Origin of the sequence: Microbacterium hatanonis (genome assembly GCF_008017415.1) — a bacterium.
Lineage (GTDB): Bacteria > Actinomycetota > Actinomycetes > Actinomycetales > Microbacteriaceae > Microbacterium > Microbacterium hatanonis.
Genome location: NZ_VRSV01000001.1, coordinates 1323636 through 1338458, shown reverse-complemented (window position 1 = coordinate 1338458; position 14823 = coordinate 1323636). Strand labels below are relative to the sequence as shown.

11 protein-coding genes are annotated in these 14823 nt (G+C 68.4%); 8 read left to right on the top strand and 3 right to left on the bottom strand.

Annotated elements, in window-relative coordinates; translation table 11 throughout:
* Positions 1–42: 42 nt before the first annotated feature.
* The gene (locus FVP77_RS06425; RefSeq protein WP_425463123.1) at positions 43–2139 is read left to right on the top strand and encodes a DNA gyrase/topoisomerase IV subunit B; all 2097 of its coding nucleotides are present in this window, start codon (positions 43–45) and stop codon (positions 2137–2139) included.
* A 118-nt stretch (positions 2140–2257) separates the two neighbouring features.
* Here FVP77_RS06425 and FVP77_RS06420 read toward each other — a convergent pair whose 3' ends face one another.
* Positions 2258–4723: a DNA gyrase/topoisomerase IV subunit A gene (locus FVP77_RS06420; RefSeq protein WP_147893745.1), complete on the bottom strand. Its 2466-nt coding sequence runs from the start codon at positions 4721–4723 to the stop codon at positions 2258–2260.
* Between the two features lie 72 nt (positions 4724–4795).
* On the opposite strand from FVP77_RS06420, the gene FVP77_RS06415 reads away from it, so the two are divergent.
* Positions 4796–5923, top strand: coding sequence for an alkaline phosphatase family protein (locus FVP77_RS06415; RefSeq protein ID WP_147893744.1), 1128 nt, complete (start codon positions 4796–4798; stop codon positions 5921–5923).
* Between the two features lies 1 nt (position 5924).
* On the opposite strand, the gene sepH is transcribed toward FVP77_RS06415, so the two are convergent.
* Complete coding sequence (sepH, locus tag FVP77_RS06410) at positions 5925–6944, bottom strand: septation protein SepH (protein ID WP_147893743.1); 1020 nt, start codon at positions 6942–6944, stop codon at positions 5925–5927.
* A gap of 206 nt (positions 6945–7150) precedes the next feature.
* Here sepH and FVP77_RS06405 point away from each other — a divergent pair, with 206 nt between their 5' ends.
* Entirely contained in the window at positions 7151–7444 is a 294-nt protein-coding gene (locus FVP77_RS06405; RefSeq protein ID WP_147893742.1) for a DUF4193 domain-containing protein, read from the top strand.
* On the opposite strand, the gene FVP77_RS06400 is transcribed toward FVP77_RS06405, so the two are convergent.
* Positions 7419–7889, bottom strand: a complete 471-nt coding sequence (locus FVP77_RS06400) for a DUF3093 domain-containing protein (protein ID WP_246133998.1) — start codon at positions 7887–7889, stop codon at positions 7419–7421. The two genes, FVP77_RS06405 and FVP77_RS06400, sit on opposite strands and share 26 nt — an antisense overlap.
* 33 nt (positions 7890–7922) lie before the next feature.
* Here FVP77_RS06400 and dut point away from each other — a divergent pair, with 33 nt between their 5' ends.
* The 5 genes from dut to dxs all read left to right on the top strand — a co-directional run bounded on the left by dut (position 7923) and on the right by dxs (position 14823).
* A complete protein-coding gene (gene dut, locus FVP77_RS06395) occupies positions 7923–8378 on the top strand; it encodes a dUTP diphosphatase (protein ID WP_187266836.1) in 456 nt (151 codons plus the stop codon).
* On the top strand, positions 8375–8971 hold the full coding sequence (locus FVP77_RS06390) for a DUF3710 domain-containing protein (RefSeq protein ID WP_147893740.1): 597 nt from the start codon (positions 8375–8377) through the stop codon (positions 8969–8971). The genes dut and FVP77_RS06390 overlap by 4 nt, the downstream gene beginning before the upstream one ends.
* Positions 8968–9729: a DUF3159 domain-containing protein gene (locus FVP77_RS06385; RefSeq protein ID WP_147893739.1), complete on the top strand. Its 762-nt coding sequence runs from the start codon at positions 8968–8970 to the stop codon at positions 9727–9729. The genes FVP77_RS06390 and FVP77_RS06385 overlap by 4 nt, the downstream gene beginning before the upstream one ends.
* Before the next feature lie 133 nt (positions 9730–9862).
* Positions 9863–12691: an aconitate hydratase AcnA gene (gene acnA / locus FVP77_RS06380; RefSeq protein ID WP_147893738.1), complete on the top strand. Its 2829-nt coding sequence runs from the start codon at positions 9863–9865 to the stop codon at positions 12689–12691.
* A gap of 176 nt (positions 12692–12867) precedes the next feature.
* Positions 12868–14823: a 1-deoxy-D-xylulose-5-phosphate synthase gene (gene dxs / locus FVP77_RS06375; protein ID WP_147893737.1), complete on the top strand. Its 1956-nt coding sequence runs from the start codon at positions 12868–12870 to the stop codon at positions 14821–14823.

Genomic DNA, 14823 nt, shown 5'->3' with positions numbered 1-14823 from the left:
CCTCGAGCCGCGTGTCAGGCCCCGCGGTTATCGTTGGAGATTGTGACAGCCGAGTATTCCGCCCATCATCTGCAGGTCCTGGAAGGGCTGGAGGCGGTTCGCAAGCGCCCCGGGATGTACATCGGCTCGACCGACTCCCGTGGCCTGATGCACTGCCTGTGGGAGATCATCGACAACTCCGTCGACGAAGCCCTGGGCGGGCACGGCGGCCGCATCGACATCGTGCTGCACACCGACGGCAGCGTCGAGGTCCGCGACCGGGCGCGCGGGATTCCCGTCGACATCGAGCCCCGCACCGGTCTGTCGGGCATCGAGGTCGTCTTCACCAAGCTCCACGCCGGTGGCAAGTTCGGCGGCGGCTCGTACGCCGCCTCGGGCGGACTCCACGGCGTCGGCGCCTCTGTCGTGAATGCTCTGTCAGAACGACTCGACGTCGAGGTCGACCGGGGCGGCAAGACCTGGGCGATGTCGTTCCACCGAGGCGAACCCGGCTCGTTCGCCGGCGACGCGCCCGACTCCGCATTCAGCCCCTTCGACAAGAAGAGCGAACTGCGAGTCGTCGGCAAGGCTCCCAAGGGCGTGACCGGCACACGCATCCGGTACTGGGCCGACCGGCAGATCTTCACCAAGGACGCCTCCTTCAACCTCGAGGAGCTCGAACAGCGCGCCCGGCAGACGGCCTTCCTCGTTCCCGGTCTCGAGATCGTCATCCGTGACGAGCGCCCCTCGACCGGCTCCGACGGCGTCGTGTCGACCGAGCCCGTCGAGACCACCTATCGCTTCGACGGCGGCATCTCGGAGTTCGCCGAGTTCCTCGCCCCCGACGCGGCCGTCACCGACACCTGGCGCCTCACCGGCACGGGGTCGTTCGTCGAGACGGTTCCGGTGCTCCAGCCCACCGGCGCCATGGTTCCGACCGAGGTGCAGCGCGAGTGCGAGGTCGACGTCGCCCTGCGCTGGGGTACGGGTTACGAGACGCGAGTGCGCTCGTTCGTCAACATCATCTCGACGCCCAAGGGCGGCACTCATCAGCAGGGCTTCGAGGTCGGGCTGATGAAGGTGCTGCGCAGTCAGGTCGAGCAGAACGCCCGGCGACTGAAGGTCGGCAACGACAAGATCGACAAAGACGACATCCTCGCGGGGCTCACCGCCGTCCTCACGGTGCGACTGCCCGAGCCGCAGTTCGAGGGCCAGACGAAAGAGATCCTCGGCACGCCGGCCGCACGTCAGATCGTGTCGAACGTCGTCGCGAAAGAGCTGGCCGCCCGCTTCGCCTCACCGAAGCGCGACGACAAGACCCAGACCTCGTTGCTGCTCGACAAGGTCGTCTCCGAGATGAAGGCGCGCATCTCCGCGCGCCAGCACAAGGAGACGCAGCGGCGCAAGAACGCCCTCGAGTCGTCGTCGCTGCCGGCGAAGCTCGCCGATTGCCGCACGAACGACGTCGACGCGTCCGAACTCTTCATCGTCGAGGGAGACTCGGCGCTCGGCACGGCCAAGCTCGCCCGCAACAGCGAGTATCAGGCGCTGCTGCCGATCCGCGGCAAGATCCTGAACGTGCAGAAGGCCTCGATCAGCGACATGCTCTCGAATGCCGAATGCGCCTCCATCATCCAGGTCATCGGTGCAGGATCGGGCCGCTCGTTCGACCTGGAGTCGGCGCGCTACGGCAAGATCATCCTGATGAGCGACGCCGACGTCGACGGCGCCCACATCCGCACCCTCCTGCTCACCCTGTTCTTCCGCTACATGCGGCCGCTGATCGACGAGGGCCGGGTGTACGCCGCCGTTCCGCCGCTGCATCGGGTCATCGTGATGAACCCGGGCTCGAAGCCGAACGAGACGATCTACACCTACTCGGAGCAGGAGCTCCACGGCCTGCTCGCGAAGCTGACCAAGTCGGGCAAGCGCTGGCAGGAACCCATCCAGCGATACAAGGGCCTCGGCGAGATGGATGCCGACCAGCTCGCCACGACCACGATGGACCGCGGAGGTCGACTGCTCCGGCGAGTGCGCATGCAAGACGCCGAGGTCGCCGCATCCGTCTTCGAGCTGCTCATGGGCAATGACGTGGCCCCCCGCAAGGAGTTCATCATCGACTCGAGCGATCGGCTCGCGCGCGAGCGCATCGACGTCTGACCTCCGCCGGACGTAGGACATGCGTCGGACGTAGGACATGCGTCGGACGTAGGACGGATGTTGCGCGATGGTCCTACGTCGACGCCATCACCGACGTCCGGCGCAGGGCGCGCACCCGTCAGCGAACGACGGTGCCGATGGCGCCGACGGAACCGTCGAGCGAGGAGCCCGACGCATCGCGCTTCGCTCCGACATCGGGGAGCGCCCGAGTGGAGCCGTCCGGCCCGACCGCGCGCGGCTCCTCGCCGACCCAGGCGTGCGTGAGCGCATCCTCACCGCGGAGGAGACGCTGAGCGCGCACACCGCCCGTGGCGCGACCCTTGGGCGGATACTCGGTGAATGCGGAGACCTTCGCCGAGCCCGCGTCCGTGCCGGGGAGGGCGGTCGAATCACCGGCGACGGTGACGACCACGGTCTCCGCAGCCGCCGCGGGAACGACCGCGAACGCGACGACCTCGACACCGGAAGAGAGTCGGATGCCGGCCATGCCCCCGGCCGAACGCCCCTGGGGCCGCACCGCCGACGCGTCGAAGCGGAGGAGCTGCGCGTCGGCCGCGACGAACACCAGCTCGGCGTCGTCAGGGGCGGGGGCTGCGCCCACGACGCGGTCGCCCGGTTTGAGCGCGATGATCTCGACGTCGGGCTTATTGGTGATCTCGGATGCCGCGACGCGCTTGACCACGCCGTGAGCGGTACCGATCGCGAGAGGCGGAGCCTCATCCAGCGGCACGATGGCGATGACGTGCTCGCCACCCGGAAGCCCGAGATACTGGTCGACGCGAGTGCCGGCGGCGAGCTGCACCGAGTTCGCGGGGACCGAGGGAAGGTCCACCGGGGTGAACCTCACGAGACGCCCCTTGCTCGTCACCGCTCCCAGGTCGCCCCGGGTCGTGCTGTCGACGGCCGAGCGGATCGCATCGTGCTTCGACCTGCGCGAGGGCGCCACGATGCCCCCGTCAGGGGCGTCTGCGACGAGCTCGGCGCGCACCATGCGGCCGGTTGCCGAGAGGAAGACGCGGCACGGGGCGTCGGCGATCTGAAGGTCGGCGGCCGCCGCAGCCTTTGCTGAGCGCGGCACCACGGGTCCGCCGTTCAGGAGCATCGTGCGTCGCGGCGTACCGTAGGCCTCGGCGGCGGCCTCGAGTTCGCGGGCGACCTGCGCGTGCAGCAGGGCCTCGCTCGAGAGCAGCTCGATGAGCTGCGCGATCTCGGCCTTGAGCGCGTCGCGCTCGGCCTCGAGTTCGATCCGCGAGAACTTCGTGAGTCGGCGCAGACGCAGCTCGAGGATGTACTCAGCCTGAGCCTGTGAGAGGTCGAACACCTCCATGAGGCGCAGCCGCGCCGCCTCGCCGTCGTCCGACCCGCGGATGACCTGGATGACCTCGTCGATGTCGAGGATCGCGATGAGGAGGCCCTCGACGAGGTGCAGGCGCTCCTGCTTGCGGGCGAGGCGGAACTCGCTCCGCCGGGTGACGACGCGGATGCGGTGGTCGATGTAGACCCGCAGCAGCTCGCGGAGTCCGAGGGTCTTCGGCTGTCCGTCGACGAGCGCGACGTTATTGATGCCGAACGAGTCTTCCAACGGCGTCAGACGGTAGAGCTGATCGAGCACGGCCTGCGGGTCGAAGCCCGTCTTGATGCCGATGATGAGACGAAGCCCGTTGTTGCGGTCCGTGAGATCGGTGACGTCGGAGATGCCGGTCAGCTTCTTCGCATTGACCGCGTCCTTGATCTTCTCGACGAGGCGTTCGGGACCCACCAGGTACGGCAGCTCGGTCACGACGAGACCGGTACGGCGCGGGCCGAGAGACTCGATGGAGACCTTGGCGCGAGTGCGGAAGGTTCCGCGGCCGTTCGTGTAGGCGTCCTTGATGCCGTCGAGCCCCACGATGATGCCGCCGGTGGGGAGGTCGGGGCCGGGGACGAACTCCATGAGCTCTTCGACGCTGGCCCCGGGGTTGGCCAGAAGATGCACCGCCGCCGCGACGACCTCGATGAGATTGTGCGGCGCCATGTTCGTGGCCATGCCGACCGCGATGCCGGTGGCGCCGTTCACGAGGAGGTTGGGGAACGCGGCCGGGAGAACCTCCGGCTGCTGGAACTGTCCGTCGTAGTTCGGTATGAAGTCGACGACGTCTTCGTCGAGGTTCTCCGTGAGGGCGAGCGCGGGCGGGGCGAGCCGCGCCTCGGTGTACCGCGATGCGGCGGGTCCGTCGTCGAGCGAACCGAAGTTGCCGTGTCCGTCCACGAGCGGGACCCGGAGCGTGAACGACTGCGCGAGACGCACCAGCGCGTCGTAGATCGGCGAGTCTCCGTGGGGGTGGAGCTTTCCCATCACCTCGCCGACGACGCGCGCGCTCTTCACATGGCCCCGGTCGGGACGCAGGCCCATCTCGGCCATCTGATACAGGATGCGGCGCTGGACCGGCTTCAGTCCGTCGCGGGCGTCGGGGAGGGCGCGCGAGTAGATGACCGAGTAGGCGTACTCGAGGAACGACCCCTGCATCTCGGTCGACACATCGACGTCTTCGATGCGTTCGACGACGTTCGCGGCAGCTGCGGGGGAGGGCCGGGATGCAGGCATGTACCTCTTGCCTCGGGAATGGTTCGGGTCGGGTTCCGACGCGTACAGCTCGCGTGTGCGAGACTGACCGGGATGTCACTCAGCCTACCGGCCGACCCCCCGCACGCCCGGAGCCTCACCGGTGTGGCCACCGAGTCGATCGCCGCACTCACCGGCGAATCCGACTGGTTCGCCCCCGCACGCAGCGTCGTGATCTGCGTGGTCGACGGGCTCGGAGCGCTGAACCTCTCCGCCCGCAAGGGGCACGCCCGTTTCCTGGCGTCGCTCACGACGAAGCGCGACGTCGCCCGCACCGTGTTCCCTTCCACGACGGCGGCCGCGCTGACGAGCCTGCTCACCGGCACGCCGCCGGGCCAGCACGGGATCGTCGGCTATCGCCTGCGCATCCCGGGCACCGATCTCCTGCCGAACCAGCTGAAGGGCTGGGAGACCGACGGGCTCGACCCCGAGACCTGGCAGCGGGAGGAGCCGCTCATGCAGCGGGAGTCCCGGCGCGGTCGTCCGTGTTTCGTCGTCTCACGACCCGAGTACGTCGGCACGGGGTTCACCGAGGCGACCCTGCGGGGCGCCGAGTTCGTCAGCGCCGTCGACCTCGCCGAACGCGCGGCCATCGCCGCCGACCTCGCCGCGCGCCACAGCGGCGCCCTCGTCTACCTCTATGCGCCTGATCTCGACAGCGTCGGTCACAAGCTCGGGTGGGAGTCCGAGTCGTGGAGCGCAACCCTCGAGACGGTGGATGCTGCGGCGCGACGCCTATCAGAGGCCCTGCCCGCCGACGTGGGCGCCCTCGTCACCGCCGACCACGGGATGGTCGACGTTCCCCGTCACCGCCAGTTGCTGCTCACCGCGGACAGCCCCTTGGTCGACGGCGTCGCGGGTATCGGCGGCGAACCGCGGATGCTGCACCTCTACACCGACGCCGGTCGAGCGGATGAGGTCCATGCCGAATGGCTCGCGTCCGAGTCGGCGAGATCGTGGGTCATGACGCGCGACGAGGCGATCGACGCGGGACTGTTCGGCCCGGTCGCCGAGGCGGTCCGCGAACGTATCGGAGACGTCGTCGTCGCCGCACGCTCGGCCGTCGCGTACTACGACGACCGGCTCACGGACAAGGGACCGCAGAAGATGGTGGGCCAGCACGGCTCACTCACCGCCGAGGAACGCGTCGTGCCGCTCCTACGACTGGGCGCCTTCTCCTGATCTACGCGTCGTCGGAACGAGCGCCGAAGACGATCTCGTCCCACGACGGCATGGAGGTCCGGCCCTTGCGTCGGCTCGCCGCATCCGACGGAGACTCGGGCTCGGGCGCCGCCTCGGGCGGCGACTCCTCGTACCCCGGTTCGAGCGCGTCGAAGAGAGCGACCGGTGCCACCGTACGGGTGGGGGCAGTGTCGGAATCGGTGCCCGGCAGCGGTTCGCGCTGACCACGTCGTCGACGGAGCGCTTCGAGGAGGTCGGCCGTCTCGGACGACGTGACAGGAGCATCGGGGGCGCGCTTGATCGCCGCATCCTGCACGGCGGGCGTCGCGTGCGAGGGAGTCTCGGGTGCGAGGTCGGCCTCGGGCTCGACGATACGGCGGGGACCGAAGGCTCCGCTGTCGAAACGTGTGTCGTCTTTCGCCAGCGGGGTGTCGAGCGCGCGGAGACGGGGGATGAGTCCCTCAGGAAGGGAACCCTGACGCGACAGCTGGATCGCATCGGAGTTCTGCGGGGACAGCGAACTCCTCCGAGGCTCGAAGCCCCATCGGGCGTCGTGGTCGACCTCGTTCGCCGTGAACTCCAGCTTCACGATCCACCCGTTCGGGCCTCGCCAGCTCGTCCAGCGCTCATTGCTCGCGCCGGCCTCCGCCAGCTTCGCCCTGACCGCGGCACCGAAGGTGACGGGTGCGTCGTGCTCGAGGTCGCCGCCCAGCAGCACGGGCACGGCGAGAGCCTGGCCGACGACGTGCTCGCGCTCGGCGAGGACGGGGCGCTCGAAACGCACGACGTCTTCGAGCCTCGCCCCGAGCAGCGTCGCCACCTCTGGAGCGGAGAGCCCGGAGCGGATGTGCGCCTGGATCTCGCGAGGGCTGGCGCGCGGGACGCGCTCATCGCGATCGCGTCGCGTGCGGCGCAGTTCGGCGCGCAGCACTTCGTCGACGGGCAGCGTGAAACGCTCGCCCGATTCGGTCGCGAGCACGAGGACGTCGTCCTCGGTTCCGATGACCTTGAGCTGTTCCATGCGGAAACACCCCTTCGTTCTGCGGTTAGCGCCCATGGTCGCACGCACGGCCCCCGAGTCCGGGAATATCCGGGGCGCGCCGCGAGTTTCATCGCAACGCCTGAGGGCGATCCGAGCGCATTTGCGAAACGGACGCCGTTCATGCAAACTGTGGCCGCCCGTTCGGGCGACACATCCCGCATCACCGGAAGTAGAGACGTTCACGCATGGCCACCGATTACGACGCACCCCGCAAGACCGAGGACGACAGCGAGTCGATCGAGGCCCTCAAGGAGCGCGTCCCCGACAAGATGTCGGGGTCGGTGGATGTCGAGGATTCCGACAACCCCTCCGGCTTCGAACTCCCGGGCGCAGACCTTTCCGATCTCGAGCTCGACGTCGTCGTGCTGCCCCCTCAGGAAGACGAATTCACCTGCATGAGCTGCTTCCTCGTGAAGCACCGCTCGCAGATCGACCACGAAGACGGCCCCGGCTTCATCTGCGTGGAGTGCGCTGCCTGAGCTGAGCACGACGGACGCCGGCCGCGAGGCGGTCGGGCGTCCGAGTAGAAACGACCCATACGGGAGTGGGATCGTCGGGATCGGTGACGGGGATGGTCACGACACCGTCGATCCCCCCGCGGATGAGCATCCACGAACGCGGGTCGAGTCCAGCGCCGCGTGCGGCCCTCGCCTCGAGACCCTCGGTCGGCACGGGATCGCCCAGAAGAGCGACGTCGATGTGCGCCTTGCCGGCGCGCAGCACGCCTCCGTCGATCTCGATCACGGGGGAGAGCAGCACGAAGGCGACGACGATCGCCACCCCGACCACGACTCCCACGACGAGTGCCAGCGTCGTATCGACCGGGGCGAAGACGAGCGCCGCCATCGGAGCGCAGACGGCGGCCGCCACCAGGACCCAGAGCGACGGACTGAGCCGCTCACGATATGCGGGACGTTCACGCATGCTGCACCCTCTTGCCTGCATTACCCTCGTGGGGTGACCGAAACCGTGGACGTCCCCATTATCGCGGCCGAACCTCCGGTGTACGCACATCCCGGTGACGCCGGCGCCGACCTGAGGGCGGCCGAACCGGTGTCGTTGGCACCCGGCGAGAGAGCGCTCGTCGCGACCGGTGTGAGCATCGCGCTCCCCGACGGGTACGTCGGTTTCGTGGTCCCGCGGAGCGGTCTCGCGGCCAAGCACGGCATCACGATCGTCAACGCCCCCGGCACGATCGACGCCGGCTACCGCGGCGAGATCAAGGTCGCCCTTCTCAACACCGACACGACCACGCGGTACGACGTCGCCTCGGGCGACCGGATCGCGCAGCTCATCGTCATGCCCGTGCACCGGGCGACGTTCGTGCCGGTCGATGAACTGCCCGACAGCGTCCGCGGGAGCGGCGGCTTCGGGTCCACCGGATATCAGACGCGGGAAGAAGGCACGGCATGAGCGATGTGTCCACGGGCGAGACGCCCGATCAGTCACCTCTGGGCGACCGCAGCGTCGAAGGGCCCTTCGACGAGTCGGAGGCGAACCCCGTTCGGCCCTACATCGATCTCGGCGGGATCAAGATCCTCCCGCGCGAGGGACTGAACCTCCGCCTCGAGGTCGAGGAGCAGACCAAGCGCATCGTGGCGGTCGGTCTCGACTACGCGGATTCGACTCTGCAGGTGCAGCCGTTCGCGGCTCCGCGCACCGCCGGTCTCTGGGAGGAGACGCGCGAGCAGATCCGAGGGCAGGTGCGACAGCAGGGCGGTCGAGTCGAGGAGCGCGAAGGCCCCCTCGGTCCCGAACTCCTCGCCGAGGTCCCCGTCCAGGCGGAGGGCGCCGGAGCGGGCATGCGGCTGGCTCGGTTCGTCGGCGTCGACGGTCCCCGGTGGTTCCTGCGCGGGGTGATCGGCGGCGCGGCCACGAGCGACGTGCAGGCAGCAGCCCAGGTCGAGGACCTCTTCCGATCGATCGTGGTCGTGCGCGGGAGCGCCCCGATGCCGCCGCGAGACCTCATTCCCCTGCGGATGCCCGCGACCCCCGGCACGCCGTGACCGACGCGCCGACGCCAGACGAGAGCAAGCCGACGAGCCTCGAGCCGCCCTCCGCGTCGGAGGCTCTGAGTTCTGCGCTGGGCGAAGCGGCGCGTCGGGCGGGGCTCGACCCCGCGAAGCACACCTCGACCGGCGCCGCGGTCTGGTCCGCGATGGGGGGATGGCGGGGCATCTTCGAGTCGGTTCTGCCGAGTTTGTTGTTCGTCGTGGTGTTCACCACGACGCAGCAGCTGATCCCCGCACTGATCGCATCGGTCGGCATCGCGGTCGTGTTCACCATCGTCCGCCTCGTGCAGAAATCTCCGCCCTCGGCCGCGATCGGCGGCCTCGTCGCTGCCGGCGCCGCCGCCGCTCTCGCGCTGATCACCGGCAACCCCTCCGACAACTTCGTACCGGGGCTTCTCACGAACGCCGGGTACGGACTCGCGATGCTCGTCTCGGCCCTCGTCGGCTGGCCGATCATCGGATTGGCCGCCGGGTACCTCATGGCGGAGGGCGTCGCCTGGCGGAACGACCGACGGAAGCGCCGCACCTTCTTCTGGTTGACGCTCGCGTGGGCCGCACTGTTCTTCGCCCGCCTGGCGGTGCAGCTGCCGATCTACCTGACGTCGCTCGACCCGGCGAACCGCGAGAGCGCTGTGGCCCTGCTCGGAACGCTCAAGATCGCCATGGGACTGCCGCTGTTCGCTCCGCTCGTGGCGGTCACGTTGCTCGCCGTGCGAGCGCTGTATGTCAAGACCCGCGCGACCGGTTCCTGATATATTTATCTCGACATCAAGATAAATTCCCCACGCGCCACGGTTAGGTCCACCTTGCTAGCCGGTCGTGAGCGACCTGGAGAAGATGGTTCGTGCGGGTAACGCCCGCGCACCGCCGACGAAGGAGACGCACGTGTCCACGGTTGACAGCTTCGGTGCCAAGAGCACCCTGACAGTCGGCAGCACCGACTACGAGATCTTCCGCATCGACACCGTCCCCGGTTACGAGAAGCTCCCGTTCAGCCTCAAGGTGCTGCTGGAGAACCTCCTGCGCACCGAAGACGGCGCCAACGTGACGAAGGAGCAGATCGAGGCGCTCGGATCCTGGGATGCCGCGGCAGAGCCCGACACCGAGATCCAGTTCTCTCCCGCCCGCGTCGTGATGCAGGACTTCACCGGCGTGCCCTGCATCGTCGACCTCGCGACGATGCGCGAGGCGATGGCGGCCCTGGGCGGCGACCCGTCGCGGATCAACCCGCTCTCGCCCGCAGAGATGGTCATCGACCACTCCGTGATCGCCGACCTGTTCGGCAGCGAGAACGCCCTCGAGCGCAACGTCGAGATCGAGTACGAGCGCAACGGCGAGCGGTACCAGTTCCTCCGCTGGGGCCAGACCGCGTTCGACGACTTCAAGGTCGTCCCCCCGGGCACCGGCATCGTGCACCAGGTCAACATCGAGCACCTCGCGAAGGTCACCTACGACCGCTCGTTCGACGGAGTGCTGCGCGCCTACCCCGACACCTGCGTCGGCACCGACTCGCACACCACGATGGTCAACGGCCTGGGCGTGCTCGGCTGGGGCGTCGGTGGTATCGAGGCCGAGGCCGCGATGCTCGGGCAGCCCGTCTCGATGCTCATCCCCAAGGTCGTCGGCTTCAAGCTGACGGGCGCCATCCCGACCGGCGTCACGGCCACCGACGTCGTGCTCACCATCACCGACCTCCTGCGCAAGCACGGGGTCGTCGGGAAGTTCGTGGAGTTCTACGGCGAGGGCGTGGCCTCGGTGCCGCTGGCCAACCGCGCGACCATCGGAAACATGAGCCCCGAGTTCGGATCCACGGCGGCGATGTTCCCCATCGACAGCGTGACGATCGACTATCTGCGCCTCACCGGGCGCAGCGAGCAGTCGCTCGCACTCGTCGAGGCCTACGCCAAGGAGCAGCACCTCTGGCACGACGCCTCGGTGGAGCCGGTATTCAGCGAGTACATGGAGCTCGACCTGTCCACGGTCGTCCCCTCGATCGCCGGCCCGAAGCGCCCGCAGGACCGCATCGAGCTGACGCACGCGAAGCAGCAGTTCGAGAGCGACCTCATCAACTACGCGCAGGTCTCCCACGATCTGGTCGACCTCGAAGGATCCGAGTCGTTCCCGGCATCCGATCCGCCGTCGAACACTCCCGAGGACGAGCACAACGATCACCAGCACCACCACCACAGCCACTCGCCGAAGTCGGCGTCGAAGCCGTCGCCGGTGACGCTGGCCGACGGCGAGTCGTTCGTGCTCGACCACGGCGCGGTCACGATCGCGGCGATCACGTCGTGCACGAACACGTCGAACCCGTCGGTGATGCTCGCCGCGGGCCTGCTCGCCCGCAACGCGGTCAAGAAGGGCCTCAAGGCCAAGCCGTGGGTCAAGACCACGCTGGCACCCGGCTCGAAGGTCGTCACCGACTACTACGAGAAGGCGGGCCTCACGCAGGATCTCGAGGACCTCGGCTTCTACACCGTCGGCTACGGCTGCACGACGTGCATCGGAAACTCCGGCCCCCTGATCGAAGAGGTCTCGACCGCGATCAACGAGAACGACCTGGCCGTCACCGCCGTGCTCTCGGGCAACCGCAACTTCGAGGGTCGCATCAACCCCGACGTGAAGATGAACTACCTCGCGAGCCCGCCGCTCGTGATCGCCTACTCGCTCGCCGGGTCGATGAACTTCGACTTCGAGACCGACGCGCTCGGCAAGGACACCGACGGCAACGACGTCTTCCTCAAGGACATCTGGCCGGATGCTGCGGAGGTGCAGTCCACGATCGACTCGTCGATCAACGAGGAGATGTTCACCCGTCAGTACGCGACCGTCTTCGAGGGCGACGACCGCTGGAAGAACCTGCCCACCCCGACCGGCGACGTGTTCGAGTGGAACGACGAGTCCACCTACGTCCGCAAGCCCCCGTACTTCGAGGGCATGACCATGGAGCTGACCCCGGTCCGCGACATCTCGGGTGCCCGCGTCATGGCGACGCTCGGCGACTCGGTGACGACCGACCACATCAGCCCCGCCGGCAACATCAAGGCCGACAGCCCCGCCGGTCAGTACCTCGTGGAGCACGGCGTCGACCGCAAGGACTTCAACTCCTACGGCTCGCGTCGCGGCAACCACGAGATCATGATCCGCGGCACGTTCGCGAACATCCGACTGAAGAACCAGTTGGTCAGCGCTGTCAACGACGGCGCGGTGGTCGAGGGCGGCTACACCCGCGACTTCACCCAGCCTGAGGGACCGCAGTCGTTCATCTACGACGCCTGCCAGCACTACGCGGAGCAGGGCACGCCGCTCGTCGTCTTCGGCGGCAAGGAGTACGGCTCCGGATCGTCCCGCGACTGGGCGGCGAAGGGCACGAGCCTCCTGGGCGTGAAGGCCGTCATCACCGAGAGCTTCGAGCGCATCCACCGCTCGAACCTCATCGGAATGGGCGTCGTGCCGCTGCAGTTCCCGGCCGGACAGAGCTGGGAGTCGCTCGGCCTCGACGGCACCGAGATCGTCTCGATCGAGGGTCTCGAACAGCTCAACGAGGGCGTCACCCCCAAGACGGTGAAGGTGACCGCAGAGCCGAGCGAGTTCTCGGCCGACGGCAAGCAGACGGTGACCTTCGACGCCACCGTGCGCATCGACACCCCCGGCGAGGCGGACTACTACCGCAACGGCGGCATCCTGCAGTACGTGCTGCGTTCGCTGGTCTGACCGACGAACCACCGTGAAGGGCCCTCGACCTCGGTCGGGGCCCTTTCGCCGTGCCTGCGAGCGTGCTCCACCCCGCCTGTCAACCGGACGCGCCTCCGCCGGCTGCCGGGGGAGCCCGGATTAGACTGTCTGCTGGTCGCCCGTCGATCCTCGGGATCGACGACGAAAGGAGTCCGATGGCTGTTCTGCCGACGATCACGGGGCCGCGTGACCTCGATGCGCTCGACCTGCCGCAGCTCGAGCAGCTGGCCGGCGAGGTGCGCGAGTTCCTCATCGAGAACGTCTCCCGCACCGGTGGCCACCTCGGGCCGAACCTCGGCGTGGTCGAACTGACCATCGCGATCCACAAGATCTTCGACTCGCCCCAGGATCCGATCATCTTCGACACCGGGCATCAGTCCTACGTGCACAAGCTGCTGACCGGGCGGCAGGACTTCTCGGCCCTGCGCTCCCGCGAGGGGCTCGCCGGGTATCCGCAGCGCTCCGAGAGCATCCACGACGTCGTGGAGTCCTCTCATGCGTCGAGCTCGCTCAGTTGGGCCGACGGGGTGTCTCGCGCTCTCACCCGTACCGGACGCCGCGATCGGCACGTCGTGGCCGTGGTCGGCGACGGTGCTCTCACGGGCGGAATGACGTGGGAGGCGCTCAACAACATCTCGGACGACAACGATCGCAATCTCGTGATCGTCGTCAACGACAACGGACGCTCCTACGCACCGACCATCGGCGGTATGGCCCGCTATCTCAATCGCGTCCGCACCGCCGACGCGTACCGCACTCTCCACCGGAGCTCCGACTCGCTCTTCCGGGCGCTCGGCCCGGCCACCCGCGCGGTCTACCGCGGTGTGCGCGGTGCGACGCACGGGTTCCTCTCGCGGTTCACGAACAACGAGGCCCTCTACTCCAACCTCGACATCAAGTACCTCGGCCCCGTCGACGGACACGATCTCGAGACACTGCTCGAGACCCTCACCCTCGCGAAGTCGTACGGCGCGCCCGTCATCGTCCACGCGATCACCGACAAGGGCCGCGGATACGCGCCCGCCCGCAGCGATGAGGCCGACCAGTTCCATGCGGTGGGCAAGATCGATCCGATCACCGGCGAACCCCTCGCGAGCGCCACCGGCGACGGATGGACCGACGTCTTCGCACGCGAGCTGGTCGCGATCGGCGCGGAGCGGGACGACATCATCGCCGTCACCGCGGCGATGCTGCGTCCGACCGGCCTGCAGCTGTTCGCCGAGCGGTTCCCCGAGCGCACCTACGACGTCGGCATCGCCGAACAGCACGCCGTCGCGTCAGCCGCGGGTCTCGCCTTCGGCGGACTGCACCCCGTCGTCGCCATGTACGCCACCTTCATGAATCGCGCCTTCGACCAGGTGCTGATGGATGTCGCGCTGCACCGAGCCGGCGTCACCTTCGCACTCGACCGCGCGGGCGTCACCGGCCCGGACGGACCGAGCCACCACGGCATCTGGGATCTCGCGATGCTGCAGCTCGTGCCGAACATCCGCATCGCGGCGCCGCGCGATGCCGTCCGCCTCAGCGAGGAGCTCCGCGAGGCGGTCGCGGTCTCGGACGCGCCGACCGTCGTGCGCTACCCCAAGGGATCGGCGGCCGCCGATCTCCCGGCCATCGAGCGGCTCGCCGACGGAGTCGACGTGATCTCCCGCGCCGCGACGCACGACGTCCTCATCGTGGGCATCGGACCCATGGTGCATCTCGCCACGGAGGTGGCGGAGCGCCTCGAGGCACAGGGGATCGGCGCCACCGTCGTCGACCCGCGATGGGTCATCCCCGTGCAGCCGTCGATCGTCGAACTCGCGCGCAGCCATCGACTCGTCATCACGATCGAAGACGGCATCCGTGTAGGCGGCGTCGGAACGCGCGTGCGTCAGGTGCTCCGCGAGGCCGGGGTCGATACGGCCGTCGACGAGCTGGGGCTGCCCGACGAGTTCATCCCGCACGCCACCCGCGAACAGATCCTCGAAGACGCCGGTCTCACGGCGGCGAAGATCGCACAGGACGTGGTGTCGCAGGTGCTCGGTACCCGCATCCCCATCGCCCGTCCCAGTGACCAGCAGACGCTCTGGCTCCCGGAAGACGCTCAGCGGCACGACTCGCGCGACTGA